General features: G+C 35.9%; 20 protein-coding genes and 1 other annotated feature. Of the genes, 8 read left to right on the plus strand and 12 right to left on the minus strand.

Annotation, left to right across the window (positions count from 1 at the left end):
• Positions 1-260: 260 nt before the first annotated feature.
• Positions 261-1,511, minus strand: coding sequence for an MFS transporter (locus KD050_RS09370; RefSeq protein ID WP_211895900.1), 1,251 nt, complete (start codon positions 1,509-1,511; stop codon positions 261-263).
• 327 nt (positions 1,512-1,838) lie between these two features.
• A complete protein-coding gene (locus KD050_RS09375; protein ID WP_211895901.1) occupies positions 1,839-2,894 on the minus strand; it encodes an LLM class flavin-dependent oxidoreductase in 1,056 nt (351 codons plus the stop codon).
• A gap of 143 nt (positions 2,895-3,037) precedes the next feature.
• Here KD050_RS09375 and KD050_RS09380 point away from each other — a divergent pair, with 143 nt between their 5' ends.
• A complete protein-coding gene (locus KD050_RS09380; RefSeq protein WP_211895902.1) occupies positions 3,038-3,385 on the plus strand; it encodes a winged helix-turn-helix transcriptional regulator in 348 nt (115 codons plus the stop codon).
• A gap of 109 nt (positions 3,386-3,494) precedes the next feature.
• Here KD050_RS09380 and KD050_RS09385 read toward each other — a convergent pair whose 3' ends face one another.
• The 4 genes from KD050_RS09385 to KD050_RS09400 are packed head-to-tail and all read right to left on the minus strand — an operon-like array spanning position 3,495 to position 5,320.
• Positions 3,495-3,938 carry a GNAT family N-acetyltransferase gene (locus KD050_RS09385; RefSeq protein ID WP_211895903.1) on the minus strand — a complete coding sequence of 148 codons (444 nt, stop codon included), beginning with the start codon at positions 3,936-3,938 and terminating at the stop codon, positions 3,495-3,497.
• Between the two features lie 27 nt (positions 3,939-3,965).
• Complete coding sequence (locus KD050_RS09390; protein WP_211895904.1) at positions 3,966-4,160, minus strand: hypothetical protein; 195 nt, start codon at positions 4,158-4,160, stop codon at positions 3,966-3,968.
• On the minus strand, positions 4,153-4,821 hold the full coding sequence (locus tag KD050_RS09395; RefSeq protein ID WP_211895905.1) for an alpha/beta hydrolase: 669 nt from the start codon (positions 4,819-4,821) through the stop codon (positions 4,153-4,155). Before KD050_RS09395 ends, KD050_RS09390 begins: the two co-directional genes overlap by 8 nt.
• A gap of 43 nt (positions 4,822-4,864) precedes the next feature.
• Positions 4,865-5,320 (minus strand): GNAT family N-acetyltransferase, encoded by a 456-nt coding sequence (locus KD050_RS09400; protein ID WP_211895906.1) that lies wholly within the window; start codon positions 5,318-5,320, stop codon positions 4,865-4,867.
• Positions 5,321-5,449: 129 nt separating this feature from the next.
• Here KD050_RS09400 and KD050_RS09405 point away from each other — a divergent pair, with 129 nt between their 5' ends.
• On the plus strand, positions 5,450-6,634 hold the full coding sequence (locus tag KD050_RS09405; RefSeq protein ID WP_211895907.1) for an MFS transporter: 1,185 nt from the start codon (positions 5,450-5,452) through the stop codon (positions 6,632-6,634).
• 99 nt (positions 6,635-6,733) lie between these two features.
• Here the strand turns inward: KD050_RS09405 and KD050_RS09410 are convergent, their stop codons facing one another.
• Entirely contained in the window at positions 6,734-7,333 is a 600-nt protein-coding gene (locus tag KD050_RS09410; protein ID WP_211895908.1) for a LysE/ArgO family amino acid transporter, read from the minus strand.
• Positions 7,334-7,433: 100 nt separating this feature from the next.
• Here KD050_RS09410 and KD050_RS09415 point away from each other — a divergent pair, with 100 nt between their 5' ends.
• The 4 genes from KD050_RS09415 to KD050_RS09430 all read left to right on the plus strand — a co-directional run bounded on the left by KD050_RS09415 (position 7,434) and on the right by KD050_RS09430 (position 11,237).
• A complete protein-coding gene (locus KD050_RS09415; protein WP_211895909.1) occupies positions 7,434-8,861 on the plus strand; it encodes an aminotransferase-like domain-containing protein in 1,428 nt (475 codons plus the stop codon).
• Between the two features lie 16 nt (positions 8,862-8,877).
• Positions 8,878-8,985: an Ada metal-binding domain-containing protein gene (locus tag KD050_RS09420; protein ID WP_211895910.1), complete on the plus strand. Its 108-nt coding sequence runs from the start codon at positions 8,878-8,880 to the stop codon at positions 8,983-8,985.
• A 101-nt stretch (positions 8,986-9,086) separates the two neighbouring features.
• Positions 9,087-9,788 (plus strand): response regulator transcription factor, encoded by a 702-nt coding sequence (locus KD050_RS09425; RefSeq protein WP_211895911.1) that lies wholly within the window; start codon positions 9,087-9,089, stop codon positions 9,786-9,788.
• Between the two features lie 6 nt (positions 9,789-9,794).
• Complete coding sequence (locus KD050_RS09430; RefSeq protein ID WP_211895912.1) at positions 9,795-11,237, plus strand: sensor histidine kinase; 1,443 nt, start codon at positions 9,795-9,797, stop codon at positions 11,235-11,237.
• A 44-nt stretch (positions 11,238-11,281) separates the two neighbouring features.
• Here KD050_RS09430 and KD050_RS09435 read toward each other — a convergent pair whose 3' ends face one another.
• The 5 genes from KD050_RS09435 to KD050_RS09455 all read right to left on the minus strand — a co-directional run bounded on the left by KD050_RS09435 (position 11,282) and on the right by KD050_RS09455 (position 16,657).
• Complete coding sequence (locus tag KD050_RS09435) at positions 11,282-11,641, minus strand: YxeA family protein (protein ID WP_211895913.1); 360 nt, start codon at positions 11,639-11,641, stop codon at positions 11,282-11,284.
• 5 nt (positions 11,642-11,646) lie between these two features.
• Complete coding sequence (locus KD050_RS09440; RefSeq protein WP_211895914.1) at positions 11,647-13,560, minus strand: ABC transporter permease; 1,914 nt, start codon at positions 13,558-13,560, stop codon at positions 11,647-11,649.
• Positions 13,547-14,314, minus strand: a complete 768-nt coding sequence (locus KD050_RS09445; protein ID WP_211895915.1) for an ABC transporter ATP-binding protein — start codon at positions 14,312-14,314, stop codon at positions 13,547-13,549. Before KD050_RS09445 ends, KD050_RS09440 begins: the two co-directional genes overlap by 14 nt.
• A 485-nt stretch (positions 14,315-14,799) precedes the next feature.
• Positions 14,800-15,972, minus strand: coding sequence for a sensor histidine kinase (locus KD050_RS09450; protein WP_211895916.1), 1,173 nt, complete (start codon positions 15,970-15,972; stop codon positions 14,800-14,802).
• Positions 15,962-16,657: a response regulator transcription factor gene (locus KD050_RS09455; protein WP_211895917.1), complete on the minus strand. Its 696-nt coding sequence runs from the start codon at positions 16,655-16,657 to the stop codon at positions 15,962-15,964. The genes KD050_RS09450 and KD050_RS09455 overlap by 11 nt, the downstream gene beginning before the upstream one ends.
• Before the next feature lie 181 nt (positions 16,658-16,838).
• Between KD050_RS09455 and KD050_RS09460 the strand changes: the two genes are divergently transcribed.
• Both KD050_RS09460 and KD050_RS09465 read left to right on the plus strand, forming a co-directional pair.
• Entirely contained in the window at positions 16,839-17,792 is a 954-nt protein-coding gene (locus tag KD050_RS09460) for a D-alanyl-D-alanine carboxypeptidase family protein (protein WP_211895918.1), read from the plus strand.
• A gap of 241 nt (positions 17,793-18,033) precedes the next feature.
• Positions 18,034-18,260 (plus strand) — a binding site (T-box leader).
• Positions 18,261-18,339: 79 nt separating this feature from the next.
• Positions 18,340-19,701, plus strand: a complete 1,362-nt coding sequence (locus tag KD050_RS09465; RefSeq protein WP_211895919.1) for a sodium-dependent transporter — start codon at positions 18,340-18,342, stop codon at positions 19,699-19,701.
• Positions 19,702-19,757 lie beyond the last annotated feature (56 nt).

Consider the following 19,757-nt stretch of genomic DNA (forward strand, 5'->3'; position numbering starts at 1 on the left):
AGTTCGATGGGTTTATGTTGTGAATAGCTAGATTTAATGTGGTGGTTAGATCGGGTTATGTGGTGGCTGCTATATCTTATGTGGTGGTTGTTCGAACTTTTGTAGTAGTTCCTTCACAGGCTACAAAAGCGTGAATACATGATATAACGAGAAGCTACCCAGGGTACTAAATTTATCTACTGATTTATCTTTTTAAAACTTGTCAGCCTAAAAAAACACCTTGAACCGATTTGCTAACCGTCCCAAGGTGTTTGTATTTTTTATAAATTTAAATCGGCTGGCTCTTGAACAACAACAGGTTCTCCTGCTTTTAATAGAACTTTATTTTTTCCTAATAACAGTCCCAATATTAACATTAGTATTCCTGTACCTAGTAAAATCCATTCTACTCTAATGATATCTGCCATAGGTCCAAAGATGAGCATTCCTATCGGCATCATGGAAGTAGCAATCATTCCAAACACACCAAATATTCTACCAAGGTAATCACCCTCAACTCGCTCCTGGATTAAAACTGTCGTCGGTGTATTGAACACTGGCATGGATACTCCGAATATCGCCATGAATAGTAAGTAAGCCCAAAAGATAGGCAAAATTCCTAGTGCGATCGTACAAATACCCATTACAATACTAGCAAGCGTCATTGTATGCACCTTGTTGGCAAAACCACCCCATGAAGCGATAATAGCCCCTCCTGCCATCATTCCAATAGAGAAGGCAATTTCAATGGCAGTTAATCGCCATACATCATCTCCAAAGCTACGTGTCACTTGTAGTGGAGTTAAAAATGCGGCTGGTGCCATCAAAATGAAAAATAATGAAAAAAACAAAAAGAATTTTTTTAGAAAGGCATGGTTATTAATATATGTTAACCCTTCTTTAAAATCAGCGAGATAACTAGTCGTTTGTTGCATTGATGCCTTCGCATGTGCTGGAATTTTCAAGAACACGAGCAAAGTTGCAATTGCTATAGCTGCAGTGACAACATCTACAAAGAAAATCATTTCTAATGTAGTCATTGTCAGCAATGCTGCACTCACCATAGGAGACACAAACATAATAATCGCTTGTATACTACCGTTAGTTCCGCTTACCTTTGTAAGTTTATCCTCTGGAACAATTTGTGGCAAAATAGCCCCAACTGCTGGACCTTGAATACCTGTTCCTATCGCTCGAACAGCTGCCATAGCAAACAGGAGCCAAATAGCATCGTATCCCATTAAAAAGACAATTGCCATTACAAGAGTTGCAGTAGCAATTAGACCATCCGATAAGATAATGAGCATCTTTCGATTGTAGCGATCTGCCCATACTCCTGCAAAAGGCGATAAAATAAAGGTAGGGATGAATCCACATAGTATAAACAGTGTCATCATCATTCCTGATTTAGTTGTAAGTGTTACATGCCACATAATCGCATATTGTACCAGCGAGGAACCAAAAAGCGATATCGTTTGGCTGCTTAAAAAGATAATAATATTCCTTTTCCAATTTTCATATTCCATTTTCATCTTCTTCACGACCTTTTTTCTTATATTTGCTTTTGAAAAGTAAATGGTAAGCTCTTTTTTGCTAATCGAAAAAGGTTAAGGATATAACTATTTTTAGACAACAAAAAAGGGGGTAGATTCCCCCCCTTTTTGATAAACATATAATAAAGTTTTCCTAAAAGACAGACTAATCCCATTTACTCCACACTAAAGCAGAGCCCTTGACCCTATTCAATTAACGGTTCAAAGTTTGGATTCTAAGTCTCATAGATGCTGTCAAAAGGAAAACCTCCATTTCTTTTAAGTGAATTTCATTTTACCATAGGTTTTTTTACTATTCAATAAATACTATTTAGCTGTGTATTTTTTAATAGCAGGTAAAATTTCATTGCCAATAATTTCTATATTTTTCATCAGTTTTTCAAATGGTACACCACCAAAATCCATTTGTCCGATATATCGTTGATGGCCAAATACTTCATGCTGATAAAGAATTTTTTCGATAATCTGTTGCGGACTACCGATATTCATAACATTATGAGGGTCTGCTCCTAGAGCAAATGCATCTTTTGGATAACCACTGCCATTCGATAATTTCATTCCTTCATTGATATAAGGATAGTATTCGTTTTGTGCCTGTTGCGTCGTTTCCGCTGCATAGAAGAACCCCGCAGTAGCAACTGGAAGCTCGGAAGGATTATAGCCACTGCTTTTAGCAGCATCTCGATATGCATCAATCGAGCGTTTGAAAGAGGATGCAGGTCCTCCTAAAGTAGCCAAAAACATTGGCACGCCAGCATGACCTGCCTTGGTCGCACTTGCAGGATGTCCACCTACTGCACGCCATATAGGTAACGCCCCATCCTGAGGACGTGGAATGACGCTTGCATCTTTCAATGGTGCACGGAATTGTCCATTCCAATTGACGACATTTTCTTTATTGATCTTCAATAATAACTCGAACTTTTCTTCGAATAACTCCTCGTAATATCGAACATCGTATCCTAATAATTCAAAAAGCCCAATTCTAGAAGCACGCCCGGCTACAATTTCTGCACGACCTTTAGACAGCAAATCTATTGTTGCAAAGTCTTCATAGACGCGAACTGGATCAGACGTACTTATAATCGACGATGAACTCGCAATCTTTATCGTATTTGTTGCTTGTGCAATTGCTGCTAAAACTACTGTGTGAGCTTGTGTTGCAAAATACTCCTGATGACTTTCCCCAACGCTGAAAAAATCAATTCCTGCCTGCTCTGCCAGCTTTGCCAATTCAATAATTTCTTGAATGCGCTGAGCGGCAGAAATACGTTCTCCAGTGTGTGGATTCGGCATATGATCGCCTAAAGTATATAGCCCAAATTCCAATCCTTTGCTTTGATCAATACGATATTTTTTCAATTACCTCACCCTTCTACTTAAAAAGATTCTCCTAAAATTATTACTTCTCATATAGTAGTATAGTATTGAAATTCAGCTTTAGTAAGTACGCACAAAAAAGTGGTATAGTATACAAAATGATACTAGTTAGAGGAGACTGCACTATGGATATGCAACCAGAGCTTTGTAAAGTGGATGATGCTTTAGGTATCTTAGTAGGAAAATGGAAACCGATTATTTTATTGATCCTTTTGCAAGAAGGTACAAAAAGATTCAGTGATTTAAAACGTAGTGTACCTGGCATAACTCAAAAAATGCTAACAAAACAGCTTCGGGAGTTAGAGGAAGAGGATATTATTACACGTAATGTCTACCCTCAGGTACCGCCGAAAGTGGAATATTCGATTAGTGAGTATGGTAAAAGCTTAGAACCCATTTTGGTAGCTATGCATGAATGGGGAACTGCACACACGCTTCATAAAACAAAAAAAGCACAACAACAAACAAGTTAACTTCTAGCGCTTTAATTTGTATTGATCATCATGATCTTGCCATTCCTCTAAATACCATAAAAAAATCGGCTCCTTACAAGAAGGAGCCGATTTTGTTTATGTACAATACTTAGTCCACTTCGCCAGCTGGGACTACCATATCTATATGAGGAATATTGTCCTCCAAATATACTTCTGACACTGTTTCAAAACCAAAAGACCGATAGAAATCCTCTAAGTGAGCTTGAGCCTGTGCATAGATAGGCATTCCTGGATAAATAGTTTCGATATACTCCAATCCCCTAGCTACAAGCTCTCTACCTAATCCAGATTTACGATGATTTTGAGCTACTAAGACTCTCCCAATATGAATATTATCCTCTTTTGGAATCACACGCATATATGCACATAGTTCATTATTTTCTTCTTTAAAAATATGCGTGCTAATAAGATCTACATCGTCTACTTCTGGATATGGGCAATTCTGCTCCACTACAAAAACTGCCACTCTTTCTTTATATATACGTTGTAATTCCAAAACACTTAACTCTTCAAACGCCATATAATTCCACATACATATCACTCCTTACATTAAACCCTATTATATACCATCAAACAGACTACCGATAACTCTCCCTACACCTCTAATTAACCAGAAAATCATTCGGAAAGGAAGGAAAAGCAATTCTGGTATCCAAAAGAAAACATCAAAAACAAAATCACCAAAAGTATAACGATCACTATATTTTCTACGGTTATCCCTAATTTCCTTCTTAGTTTCCCAACGCTTACTCATTACTTACCACTTCCCTCAGTAAAAAATCTTCTATATCAGATATAATATTTTTTAATATATCAAAGGATTTATAAAAATCTTCAAGATGTTCTAATCTATGATTGGCATTTGGTATCAGTCTCGTTGTAATATGCTCATTCTGCTTTACTATCTGCCAAACTTCCTCAGAATAAATTTTATCTTTATCTCCAAGTATACATAGTCCTTTATTTGGAGTTTCACTTATCGCATTTAATACTTCGGTTCTATTTATTAACGGAGTTAACCATATTCCCTTTGCCTGTTTAAAAATATCTCTATTTAACTCGGAACTCATCGCTATTGTTCCGATTGATTTACCAATAAACAAATAGTTTTCATAGGAGTGAGATTCAAGAACCTTATCTATTACTAATTTTGCATCCGTTACCACGGCTTTGTATAAATCTTCCTGACTTAATTCATCATAAAATTCATCTTTGTATGGAAAATTGACCTCTAAAATATGTAGGGACTGATTGAATATGAGCTCACCCAAAAAATGAAAGATAGGGCTATTAACCGTATAATTTGCACCTGGAAGTAAGATTACTAAATCCTTTGCGTTGTCTGTCTTCCCATATATCGTATATGGAATCTCCCTACCTTTGAATCCTATAACGCTTGAATTTATATGTTTCATCTAAACACTCCTAATCTTTATAAAAAACGAACTCTTTCTTCCATTATCTATGCCCATCTTTTCTTGCCTGTATATACCCATAATAAGTACAAGTTCCATGCTGGAATAAGTCCTTTACTTCAAAACCACATTTCTCATAAAAACTAAAATTATTTGCAGATGTATGAGCGAACCAATCTCCGTGAGGAAGCTTTTGAACACATAATTCCACAAGCTTTTGGCCAATACCTTTCCCTCGATATTCCGATTGCACTACTAAATCCATGATATTTGCTGCCATTATTTGATCAGAAATGACTCTGACCATTCCAATCATTTTTTCATCATCCCAAACAGTATATGCCCAAGTGGAATTTTCGAATATAAGAGTAAACTTTTCTTTCTGCCAATCCGGCGTATGCTTACTCCAACCCGCATCCTTAAAGAGTTCCTCGACATATTCAGCGGGAATACCCTTTGTCCCCTCTCTAATAACGAGCCCTTCAAAATAATGATACATACGTAACTCCCCCTTTATAGTTATTAGTATATATACTACAACCAGGGAGATTTTCCCTTTTTAAATATAAACAAAAAGGAAAATAGATAAAGCCTGTAGAAGATAGTAGGAGTTAAAGGATGTGACGATGTGAAGTTAAACAAAAGCTTTCGATCTATCTGGTTAAGTAGTGCCACCTCTGAACTTGGTGGTGCATTTTTTACCTTCTGCAACTCTATACTAATCTATAAATATACTGGTTCTGCAACTGCACTTGGTTTAGTGTGGTTAATCTATTACATACCATCTTTTTTTATGCAGCTATTTATAGGGCCATATATTGATCGCTGGAGTCGTAAGTATACGATGATTTGCTGCCAACTAATCCGAGCTATTCTCGCGATGGTATTAGCGATTACCTTGTTCTCCGATTGGTTCTCAGTTTCACTCATTTATGTTGTTCAGATTATTGTTGGATTGATAATGCCTATATTCACCCCTGCCAATCAATCCATTTTACCGACGATTGTCGAGAAAGAACAACTTGGAAAAGCAAATGCATCTCTTGAGAGCATTCGTCAAGTGATGGCAGTAATGGGACCAATCAGCGCAGGAGTCTTTGTTGACTTTATAGAAGTGAACTGGCTGTTAGTTATTATCTCGGTAGCATTTTTATTAAGTACATATAATTTGTTACAAATAAACGAAAGGCATATAAAGCGTGAGGTACGAAAGCCTTGGATCCAGGAGTTTAAGGAAGGATTGAATTCTTATTTTGAGCAGCCATTAATTGTTTGGCTGGGTATTTTCTTCGGCTTTGTTCAATTCGGAGTTGGGGTAACGATCGTGACAACACTTCCTTATATTACAACGGTGTTAGAGCAACCCACTATTGCTTATGGATTCTTTATGGCTGGTTTCCCGGTTGGCTATATAATTGGAGCTTTACTTAGCTCTAAACTGAAGCGGTGGAGTGGGGTTGGGGTATTATTTAGTGCCCTCTTTATCGGTGGCTGTACTTATTTATCGCTATCGTTTACTCCATGGTATTCCTTAGCCCTAGTAACAGAGGCCATCGCAGGAATTGTTATTGCTGTTTTCAATATTTATAACATCACACTGATTCAACAGCGAATCCCAAATCAACTCATGGGAAAAGTTACTTCAGTGCGTCTATTGATCATGAGACTTATGCTTCCACTTGGTATTCTATTTGCCACCATCAGTGTTCAGTTTTTCGCTATACGAAGCCTATATTTAATCATTGGAGCAATCATCTGCGTTACTTCTTTAATTGGATATGCTTTTTTGAAAAGTAAAGAAGAGATTAAATAATAATTCACAGAAAGAGCCTCCCTACTATTTTCAAAGTAGAAAGGCTCTTTTCATATTTTTCATAGTGGTACACCTTTTATTTGTGGTATTCCGCTTCGATCATAGGCTTATTAGTAAATAAATAGCTGTTCCCCAAATAAAGATTGCTGAACATTTATTAAATAAAATGAATATTTGACTACGTATGTTAATTTTTTTCAATGTTGCACCTAAAACCGCTAGACCGAAAAACCAAATCCAAGATATAAAGATACAAGCAATGGTAAAGAAAAGTAGTTGTTGTCCATTATACTTTACAGCACTTGTCCCAATTACACCGATTGTATCTAATAATGCATGTGGATTAAGGAAGGACACAGAAAGTGCAAAAACAATTTGTTTCTTCAAAGGTAACGCTTCTTTTCCTGATATGTTCATTGCTTTCGAAGACCAAATCACTTTCCCCATATATAAAAGAAATAGAATTCCTGCAACTAGCAAAATAATCCTTAGCCATTCAAATTGCAAAACGATTAATGATAATCCTAAAATGGCGAGTACGATTAATACTGTGTCACAAAATGCTGCGGTTACCACAGCAGGGAGTGATCTAAGCAAACTTGGTTGAGTTACACCTTGCGTAAAGACAAATACATTTTGTACACCTAAAGGCAGTATGAGCCCAAATGCCAAGAGGACACCATGAACAATAGGTTCCATCTTTTCAACTCCTTTCTTCTCTATCATACCTATGATATAAATATAGAAAAAGGTCCAATTGGATGGTTAAATTTCCATCCAATTTTATGGAGGAATTTAAATGCATTGGCAACCAAATCGATCGTTACCAATCAGTTTATCTAAACAAATAAGTGAGTGGATGATAAAACAAATTCAAAGTGGTGAGTGGCCAATCGAAACAAAATTGCCACCACAACGTCAACTGGCACTATCACTTGGTGTCAATCGCAGTACGCTACAAGAAGCTATAGAGGACCTAAAGGCGGATGGATTGTTATCTTCTAGAGCTGGCTCTGCTACGTTTGTGACGAATGATTCGTGGAATATTCTTGTAAAACAAAAACAGCCAAATTGGCAGCAATATATTGAAACTAGTATACATAAATCCAACTATCAAGCGATTCAACTGATTAATGAATTTGAGCAGGATGATTCCTTTATTCGATTAGGTACAGGAGAACTGAGCCCATCATTATTACCTACTACTGATATCCATTCCTCTCTCAGTCATCTAAATTTTGATGGTAAGGAAATTGGCTATTCTTCTCCTCAAGGTAGTTTGGCTTTGCGGCAAGCGATTAGCGAATATGTAAAAAAACGAGGAATTATGACAACGCCTGAAAATATTTGCATCGTCTCCGGTGGTCTTCAGGCACTTCAACTAATTGCTCTTGGTTTACTAGAAACAGGTTCTTTCGTTTTTCAAAACCAATTTTCTTATTTAAATTCTATTCATACTTTCCAATCTTTTGGTATGAATTTATTTAGCCTTTCGGAAAATCAATATACTGTTGAAATGATTAGACGAATTAGTAAAAAAAGACAGGCTATTTTATATACAATTCCAACACTTCATAATCCAACAGGTATCTGTATGACTTTAGAAGATAAAAAAAGATTATATGATTTATGTGAATCGGGACAATTACCCATAATTGAAGATGATGTATATTTTGAATTACTTTTTGACTCACCGACCTCAGCCATAAAGTCCTTTGATAGAACAGGGCAAGTACTTTATATTGGAAGTGTATCAAAAACCTTGAGTCCCGGACTCCGGATTGGTTGGGTGATTGCCTCAACACCTGTTATTAAACGATTAGCAGATATTAAAATGCAAATGGATTACGGTTCAAGTGCCTTTTCCCAACAAATTGTTGAATATTGGTTACGTACAGGATTATACGAAAGACATATAAATTATTTAAGAGAAGAATTGAAACGTCGTGCGAATCTTATGGATCACTTATTAAACCAATACTTTAGAAACATCGCTTCTTGGGAATCTCCTAGAGGCGGGTTTTATATTTGGTTAAAATTTAAAGAGCCGATTATAACAACAGATTTATTCATGAATTTACTAAAGAAAAAGGTGCTCATTAACCCTGGATATATTTATGCGCCAAATGATGCACAACATATACGTTTGTCATTCGCTTATTGTTCTGATGAGGAGCTAAAAAGTGGAATCGAAATACTCTATCAGGAAACGACTCGGACTCAGTAAATATTCTCAAGACGTCATGCGAGTTGATGAACGATGGCAAGCGATTACGCATAATGACCAGTCGTATGATGATATTTTCATTTACGTAGTAAAATCAACAGGTATCTGTTGTCAGCCATCTTGAAAATCGAGAAATCCTAAAAAGGAGAATGTCGGCACAACGGTTTCGTATAGCAGGAACATTGTTATACTATAAATAAAGATTATAGTCACAGGGGTGGAAAAATGGCTAGTGAGCAGTGGATTTTAATCATTGAAGATGAGGAAGACCTGGCACGTCTCCTGGAGAAAGTTCTACATAAAGAAGGTATTACCAATACTATAACTGCAGGTACGGTTGCAGATGGCTGGGCAAAGTTTCAGCAGTATACCACCGCACTTGTATTGTTAGATATTATGCTACCAGATGGAGAAGGCTATGATTTATGCAAACAAATTCGTGAAGTTTCCAATGTACCTATTTTATTTATGTCGGCGAAGGACGAGGAGATTGATAAGCTTTTAGGACTAGCGATAGGCGGAGATGATTATATCACAAAACCATTTAGTCCGAAGGAAGTTGCATATCGAGTGAAGGCACAGTTAAGACGGGCTGGTTTTTCTGAGGAAAAAGCGACTCCGAAAAGTTTGCAAATTGGAGCTTTCGAGCTTAGTGCCAATGAAACAGAATTGAAGAAAGATGGAAAAACGCTTGAACTTACGGCGAAAGAAATCGGACTAATGAGCTGTTTTATGCATCATCCAAATCAGATTCTAAGCAAAGAAACCTTGTTTGAACATGTATGGGGTGATGACTTTTTTGGCTCTGATAATACAGTGATGGTACATATACGTCGATTACGTGAAAAAATTGAGCCAGAGCCTTCCAACCCTTCATTTATATTAACTGTTAAAGGACTTGGGTATAAACTACATACCAAGGGGTGAAGGAATATGAAGTGGAAATTGACACGGCGCTTTTTAGGATCCGTTGTGATTATTGTTGTGATTGTAGGAATTGTGAATACAATTTTACTGCTTTCCTTACTCTTGTATCGTTCCATATATAATTTTGAGACGGAAGAAGTGTCTGCAGAAAACTTTAGCCGCACTTTTGCACAATATATAGATCTACGAAACGATAACCCTGTGGTTAATGAAGAAGGATTAGAAAAATTACGGGAAATGAATGCTTGGGTACAATTTCTGAATAACAAGGGTGAACAAGTAGCGGCTCTCTATACCCCTGAAAGTCTGCAAAAAGAATATTCTCCAATTGAAATTGTTCAAACGTATAAATATAAAGAAGTAGATGCAAATACGACAGTTTTTATAGGAGAAGCCCATAACTTTACCTATTTAATAGGAGTTAAAAATCAGAAAATAGGACGATATGTATTAACCTACGATTATGGAAAGGTTTTTAAAAATATTAACATCTTACTATTACTAATTCTAATCGTCGATATTGTCATTGCATTAATAGTTGGATCTATATTTGGCAAAAGATTAACAGGACCTCTTCACGTTTTAATAGATGGAATCCAACAGCTACGTGAAAGACGCTTTAAAAAAATGCCGATACCACATGGTGTGTATGAAGATGTATTTCGCAATATGAATGAACTCTCGCTAAAGCTAGATCAATATGAGAAAGAACGTAATCAACTTGACCAAATGCGTGAAGAATGGATTAGCAACGTTTCGCATGATATGAAGACACCACTCGCTTCTATTCATGGATATGCAGAATTGATGCAAGATAGTGCCAAAGATTTAACAGAAGAAGAATTGTATGAATATACTTCTATTATTAATAGACAGTCCAAGTACATGAGTGATCTATTAGATGATTTAAATTTAACGATGCGATTGCGCAATCAAAAACTCCCATTGTTATTGGAAGACGCGAATATTGTTGGATTTTTACGTGAAATGACGATCAATCTGTTAAATGATCCCCAGTTTGGTAATAGAAAAGTTGAATTTGTGGCTAATGTGGACAAAGCAGTGCATAAAGTGGATAAAAAACTACTGAAACGAGCAATAAATAACTTTACATACAACGCACTTGTGCATAACAATGAAAATGTCTTAGTAAGAATCCAAATTGATAATGTTTATCCACATTGTGGACAAGAGGAGCAAAAATCAAGCAACATATCCACAGTTCCAGCATTCCATACTCAAATTACCATTGCTGATAATGGCAGAGGTATTCCTTCTAAAGATTTAGATCAAGTTTTTGATCGCTACTATCGAGGTACAAATACTACTAGCACACATGGGACGGGTTTAGGAATGGCGATTGCACGTGATATTATCTTAGCTCATAACGGAAAAGTCGACTTGAAAAGCTCTGAAAACAAAGGAACAACCATTACTATACTTCTATAGAAAAAAGGGCTGGACTCCACTTTTTATTGGAGACAGCCCTTCTTCTATTTTAATTTTTTTTGTGCTTTTTGCGGTATTTCTTCTAGCTTCACTTCATCATACGATGATACCTGATCACCCTTCTTAACGTACATTTTCAAGTAGGCATCTTTTCGAAGATTTTTAATTGCTGTGAATTCTAACGGAATTGTTTTACCATCCGCATTTGTAGCATCTAGTTGATATGAATAGGAAGTCATAATGGAACCATCATCTAGTTTGTTCTCATGTGGTACGCCATCCTCTGTAATTTGCAAATAATAATTGTCAGCATTCATGCGGTTGAAGTCTATTTTTGTAATTGCAAAAACCCCTACTATCCCTAGTGCAAACAAAATACCCACTACTATTAGAAATTTCTTCATTTTTATCATCCTTCTGTTTTATTATTTTGTGTGATAATTCGATTGTAAGAAGCTACTGTTAAGATATAATACAGTCCATAGATAAACGTATAAGCAATCATCCAGATCAATACTGGCTTTCCTAGATCCATCATCAGTAAACTAGAGAAGGCTTTTAAAGCGATAGCACTGTGTAATAACCCTATTGCTAATGGCACAAAAAAGATGACAAATACCTGAGATGCGATGGATTTACGCATATCCTTTGCACTAACACCCATTTTATGAAGCATATTGTATTGAGATTTATCTTCCTCAGCTTCCGTTAAAACTTTAAAGTAAATAATACTTCCTGTTGCCGCTAAAAATACTAGGCCAAGGAAACTCCCGATAAAGAGCAAGGAGCCTACACTTTCAATGCCTGTTTGAAAGTCTTGGGGAGCACTAGAAAATTGTGCTTCTTCAGGTAAATATTTCGCAATCTTTTTGGATAAATCTGTAGAAGCTTGGTCCGTACCGATGACTCGGTATTTTAGTGCTTCTCCTTCTTTTTGTAACGTATTAAATTGATCGTTTGATACTACCACTGCAATACCGGCTGTCCCGGTATTTAAAACTGTTTGTTTTTTAAAGCTTTGAAAAGTAATTGTAGTGCTGTTTTCTGTTGAAATTGTTTTACCTTTGTACTTCGGTGAGAATCTTTCATCATATCCAGTATCTAAAATAACAGCATTGTCCTTATCAACATGTAGTTTTTCCTTTTGTTGAATTGCCGCTATTTTGTTATATGTTTTTTCATTGATAACCGTATAAATTCTTTTATCTGAGTCATTGACCGCTGAGTTTAATTGTTTCGTATTAAATGTGACAGATAAGGCCTCGATATTTTCATCGTACGTCAAATCTGTTAGTGCAGCGCTTACCTTTTGATCGATTTTTTCATCCGTTTGCTCATACATAAAAGTATTCGGATTAGCGATCGTAACTTGGTCGTTTATGTTGTAGTAAAGACCGTACACTGCTCCTCCTGCTGTTACGGTTGTAGCACTTAACACTGCGATGACGGTCAATGTACGTGCATTCCCTCGGATACGATATAACAGTTGGGAAATTGTCATTAAATGAAGCCCTTTCCACAGCCATTTTTCATTTTTCTTCATCACAGTTAAAACAAAACCGGTAACACTATGGAACAATAGAAATGTACCGACAATGACGGTTGTTAAAATGATTAGCGCTATTATTAAAAAGCCGACCGCTTGCCACACTTTTGAAGTAAAAATATCTTGAAGCGCCAACCAATACCCAGTAGCTACTAGTAATAATCCAAGAATGGCTACTATCATCGAAGGCTTCGGAACCGCTTCCCCTTTTTTCGATGCATGGAATAAATCGATTAGTTTAAACTGATAAATTAAACGATAACCTTGGAATGATGTCACCAGGAAAATAGTTAGAAACACAATCGAGGTATTCAAAGCCGCCGATTCCGAAAATGTAAATGGTGCGATGACATCATAGCCCATTAAATGGATCAAAATTGTCATAAATCCTTTTGAACAAAGGAATCCAAAAACAACCCCCACTATCAATGAAACTAAACCTAATAATAAGTTTTCAAAAAAGAGCATAAATCCAATTTGACGATTACGTACGCCTAGCAATGCATACAAAGCCACTTCTTTTTTTCGTCTTTTCATAAAGAATGAATTCGAGTAGGCAATAAATATAGCTACGAAGAATATGAGAATGACTGCCGCCCCACTCATTAGTGAATCTAATTTTTGTGATGAGGCTGTTTTTTCCGCAATCGTATTGCTATATTTTAATGTCACAAATGTAAAGTAGATAACAATACTAAAAACCATAGATGCAATGTATAAAAAATATTGGGAGAAATTTCGTGCAATATTTTTCCTCGCTAGACTAAATAACGTCATCTACCTCACCCCCAATTGTTGCAAGGACGTCCAAAATCTCTTGAAAGAAAGTTTTTCGCGTTTGGTCACGACGATAAATTTCTGTTGAAAGCGTACCATCCTTGATGAAAATAATACGACGGCAGAAACTTGCGGCATATGCATCATGTGTCACCATCATGATGGTAGAATTATTATTTTCATTTAATTTACTTAAGCTTTCTAATAGATCTGTCGCTGATTTTGAATCCAGTGCACCCGTTGGCTCGTCTGCCAGAATCATTACAGGCTCCGTCACAAGTGCTCTTGCTGCTGCAGTTCTTTGCTCTTGGCCTCCAGAAATTTGGTATGGATATTTAGCTAGTAAGTCTTCAATACCAAATACTTTAGCAATACGAGTCACTAAGCTATTAATTTTTCTCGCTGGAACTTTCGCAATCGCCAGAGGTAATAATATATTTTCCTTCACAGTAAGAGAGTCTAATAAATTATAGTCTTGGAAGATAAAGCCGAGATTATCACGCCTGAAATCTGCTAGCGCATCTTCCTTCATATTGTGAATACTCGTGTTATCCATATAAATTTTCCCTTCAGTCGGGGAATCAATTGTCGCTAACAAATTAAGCAAAGTGGACTTCCCTGCTCCAGAAGGTCCCATAATACCTACAAACTCTCCTTCATGAATATCGAATGATATATTCTCTAAAGCTGTATAAGCTGCATTGGATTTTCCATATATTTTTTTTACATTTTCTACTTTTAATAACGGTTCCATTTTTGTTTCACCTCTTCAATTTTGTCGATATTTATACTATAAATGCTCATCCTTACAGCAATTTTATGACAACCTTACAGCAAGCTTAAATCCGAAAAAAACCGACTTCTATTAACTAGAAGTCGGGTTTTACATTATTTTTTTCTGGTTGAATATAAATCAGATGCTTCATCGAAATAGAAACGACGTTTTCCTTCAAAATATGAATGAATAGCACAATCGTTAATTTTTCCTATGGGACCATTAGAAAAAGCGTGACGGTATATGACATATGGAAAGAAGTACGCGAAAAAATAGTGGTGACTTTAAAATACTCTTTCACAAAATTGAGCGAGTATTAGCATAATATGCTTAAAAGGCCCATTTGTATTTGAAAATACAAATGGGCCTTAACTTCATCCATTTCAAAAAAGCTGCTTATAACCGATTCTTCCCATCCTATAGGTAAATCGATGAAACTAATAAACCAAAGTGGTATTTCATTTTTAAATTTTGTCCACATGAATAAACTGCTTCAGATAAACGGAAAAAACAGTTTTTTCTTCGTCGCTTACCACCTGTATTTCGCCCTCGTGTATTTCAACAATGCTTTTAGCAATAGCAAGTCCCAATCCTGAGCTTTCAGAATGCATACCGCGTGATTTATCAACCTGATAAAACCTTTCGAATATATGAGGTAAATCCGTAGTTGGGATCGGATTCCCGTAACTTGTTACTTTTACTAAAATGTTATTGTCGTCTGAAGTAGCAGAGATATCAATTTGTTTTTTCCTTATCCCGTATTTTAAAGCGTTTGACAATAGGTTCTGAAAAACACGAATAAGAAGATTACCATCCGCCTCGGTAATAAGTGGTTCAGAGCTGTACGTCTCAGTACAAATATACTGCATCTCCTCAAACTCAATACGATAATGTTCGACAAGCTGTCCAAGCATTTCCTTTACGTCTAGAGGCTCCTTTATTCCTTTAAGCTGATGATTTTGTACTCTTGTATATTCAAACAAATCCTGAATTAGCCGATGCAATAAGGTTGTTTTCTCATAGGCAGTATCAATGTAATATCTTAGTTCTACTTCATCTCTATATTTGTCTTCCGTAATAAGTGATAAGTAACCAAGGATGGAAGTCAGGGGAGTACGAAGGTCATGGGAGACATTCGTAATGAGATCGTTTTTTGTTCGCTGAGCATACCGTTCTTCCTCAACCAGCGTATCCATTTTATTGATGATCATTTTTATACTTTCAGTTAACTGCAACAAATTCCTGTCTTGATAAACAGGTTCAAACACTATATCTGGATTGCTTACATACTTCTTAGTTTCAGTAACAAGCTGATTGAGAGATTTAAAAAATTGTCTTCTCTTTTCATGTCGGTAAAATAAGAAAAAATAAAATATGAAGACTATAAAAAAACTTGACTGTTTAAGAAGGAAAGGCCAAGGAGAGTACATGATATTATAGACTCTCCTCTTACCAAATAAAGTAATAAATTCGGTAACCATTCCACTACCAACTACTGAGGTATTAACATAGCCTACCACCGCATTTTTAATAATGAATAAAGAAACTGCTGACAAAATAGCAGACAGGATTATCCCCATGACAAGACGCCATTTCGAGAAGTGTCCAATTTCTATTAATAACGATTTAATAGTCAATTTTATAACCAACTCCCCAAACAGTTACAATCATTTTTTCTCCTTTTAATGCGCGATCAAGTTTTGCTCTTAAATTACTTATATGAACCATAACCGTTTTGCTTGAATAGATTTCCTGCTCATTCCATACCAAATGAAATATATCTTCAGAACTAAATACACGGCCAGGCTTACTGCAAAGTAGGCATAAAATATCGAATTCAATTGCGGTCAATTTCAATAGGTTATCGTCAATATGCACAGTATGATTCTGTTTATTTATTTCTAAAGGACCACAGACTAAACCTTCCTTAGAGGATTCTGTATTTGTTTGTAAATACCCCGATCGTCTTAACAATGCTTTCACTCGGGCTACCAGCTCCAATGGATTAAAGGGTTTAATAAGGTAATCATCCGCCCCCGTCGCAAGTCCGTATATTTTATCCATGTCTTCTGCTTTTGCGCTTAACATTAAAATCAGTACAGTTTGATTATCTTGTCGAATTTCACGACAAACAAGAATACCATCTTTTTTAGGCATCATCACATCTAGAATAATTAGATCGGTTGAATGCCTTGCCAGCATTTTTATGCCTTCTTCCCCATCATGGGCTATGTGAACCTTGTAGTGTTCTGCCTCTAAATAAATCCGCAATAAATTTGTAATATCTTTATCGTCATCTATTATCAAAATAGTCGCTCCCATAAGACATCACCACCTATTTTTCTAAATTCTTCTTATATTATAAACATAGATACTTTCGAAAAACTATCTACACCTTAATCTTAAGAAATTCTTTAACCTTTCTTTCCTTTATATTAATATCCACTGACTATAATCAGGATATATTAATAAGAAACTTAGGAAAAGAGAGAGAGGAAAGAAGATGAAACGCAGGAAGCAAAAAAGAAAAAGTCAATTGCTAATTATTCTTATCATTTTTTCCGTGTGCTATTTAGGGGCATATAAGTTCAGTCAAAGTGGTCAAGTTCAAGGCTTTATAAACGAGATAATAGAGGTTTCTGGACCCTCAACAACCTTCATAGATTCTTCATTAGAAGCACCAACCATAAAGGGTCAAGCAGCAATCTTAATGGATGCTTCTTCGGGAGAGATATTAATGAAACAAGATGCAGATATTGCTTTTCCTGTTGCAAGCATGTCTAAATTAATGACAGAGTATATAGTACAGGAGCAAATTCAAAATAAAGATATGGAATGGGATGATCTGGTCCAAATTTCACAAAGTGCTAATAATATGGATCCGCAAGCGGTGAAAATTTACGTTAAAGACAATGATTCTTTAACTGTTCGTGATTTATATAATGCAATGGTCATTTCCTCAGCAAATAATGCTACAAGAGCTTTAGCAGAGCATATAGCAGGCACAGAGAAAAAATTTGCAAAGCTAATGAATAATAAGGCTAAAGAAATGGGCCTTTCTTCCAAAACAAACTTTGTAAACTCAACTGGATTACTAAATATAGATGGTTCTGAAAATGTCATGACAGCAGCAGACGTTGCAGGATTAGCCTATCAATTATTACGTAATTTCCCTGATGTAGTCGAAACAACCAACCTGCTTGAATATGAATTAGCATACGATAATACAAACTTAAAAAATTCAAATTCTATGCTATATCCCGAAAATAGAGATCTATATTTTAATCTGGTAGATGGCTTAAAAACAGGCTATACAGAAACTGCAGGATATTGCTTTGCAGGAACTGCCAAGCAGGGAGATAAACGATTTATTTCAGTAGTAATGGGTACTAAAAGTGATGATGCTCGTTTTCGTGAGACTCACAAGCTACTCTCATTTGGATTTGAAAATTTTTAACAAGTTATTCGTTCAATGTTACAGGAGAACTTTCTAGTCGAGCTCGTTAGTAGTTCACAGCCATAATTCTATTTCATAAACGTCTTTTCAGAAAAATTTCGAAATTTTGGAAGTAGCTCTGATTGCGGTGGTATGTACTGATTGGAGAGTAATAATCTGGTGGTAGAGTATTTACTTCTAAATAAAAGGGTTGACCTATAGGTTTTATCATACTATAATTTCGTTTATTATTATTTATATTAAATGAGCGACGAAAAGAACTTTATTAAGCCGGTCTCCCTGTTAGTAGAGAATCAGTGGTTGGTGAAAACTGATACAAAGATTAGGTGAATTTCATTCTTGGAGCTTTTTTTATACTACAATTTGAACACGTAGTATAAAAACGGATTAAACCGTTATTTTACCAAGTGGGAAACATAGATTTGTTTCCAATTAGGGTGGTACCGCGTGAACAGCCACGTCCCTATCGTAAAAGATAGAGACGTGGCTTTTTTGTCTTTTATCAATTGATTAGAAGGCGTAATAAAAATGGATTGGATTGGTTAGTTTGCAAACATCAGAGCAATGGTCATCAAAGATTGGTTTTATTTTATCTGCTGCAGGATCAGCGATTGGAGTAGGTGCAATATGGAAGCTCCCTTACGTAACTGGCATAAGTGGAGGGGGTGCATTCTTTCTTCTGTTTATCTTATTTTCTTTGTTTATGGGTTTTCCGTTATTATTGGCTGAGTTTGTTATTGGTAGAAGCACGCAAAAAGAAGCAATTAGTGCGTATCGCAGTCTTGTCCCTAATAGTAACTGGCATTGGATTGGGAGGTTAGGGGTATTCACCAGTTTTCTTTTATTGTCATTTTATAGTGTAATAGGTGGATGGATTCTTATATATTTTGCAAAAGGTCTGTTTGGCGGAATAATTACTGAGGGTGCAGATTATGGGTCTGTCTTTAACACAACAATTGGAAATCCTCTTTTGGTTATTGCTGCTCAATTTGTTTTCTTAGCTGTTACAGTTTTAGTGGTAGCTAAGGGGATTCAAAATGGAATCGAAAAAGTAAATAAAATTTTGATGCCGGCTTTGTTTGGACTATTTATCGTTCTAATAATTCGCTCCCTTACACTAGATAACGCTATGGAGGGTGTGAAATTCTTTCTAGCACCCGATTTCTCGAATATCACATCTCAAAGTGTACTTTTTGCGATGGGCCAAGCTTTCTTCTCTTTAAGTGTCGGCGTGTCAGTAATGGTTACTTATAGTTCTTATCTTTCTAAAAAAGAAAGCTTAATACAACCAGCTATTTCAATTGTTTCAATGAATTTATTAATCGCTTTGTTGGCAGGTTTAGCAATTTTCCCAGCTGTATTTTCACTAGGCTTAGAACCAGCTGAAGGACCAGGTTTGCTATTTGTTGTATTGCCTGCTGTATTTGATCAAATTGTTTTTGGAGAAGTCTTCTTAATAGGCTTTTTAGCATTATTTTTATTTGCCACATTAACTTCGGCCTTTTCAATGTTAGAAATAATTGTGGCATCTATAGTGAAAGGAAAAGCAGAAAAGCGAACAAAATATGCGTATGTTATTGGGTTACTAATATTTTTAGTAGGAATCCCTTCCGCATTATCCTATAGTATTTTTTCTGATGTTCTAATTTTCTCGAAAAGCATATTTGATTCTGCCGATTATTTAGTTAGTAATATTTTAATGCCACTAGGAGTACTTTTAATCTCCATTTTTGTCTCACATAAGATAGAGAAAAGCACTTTACGAGAGGAACTATTACAGCATTCTCGTTTAGGTGCTACTGCATTTAATATTTGGTTTTTTATAATGAAATTCATCATTCCATTAGTAATTATCCTCGTATTCCTTGACGCTACTGGCTTACTAGATAAAATAATTTCGATTTTTTAGTATATATTAAAGAGCTTATTCCTATGAAGGAATAAGCTCTTTTTGTTCTCAAGAAT

The organism is Psychrobacillus sp. INOP01 (assembly GCF_018140925.1).
Lineage (GTDB): Bacteria > Bacillota > Bacilli > Bacillales_A > Planococcaceae > Psychrobacillus.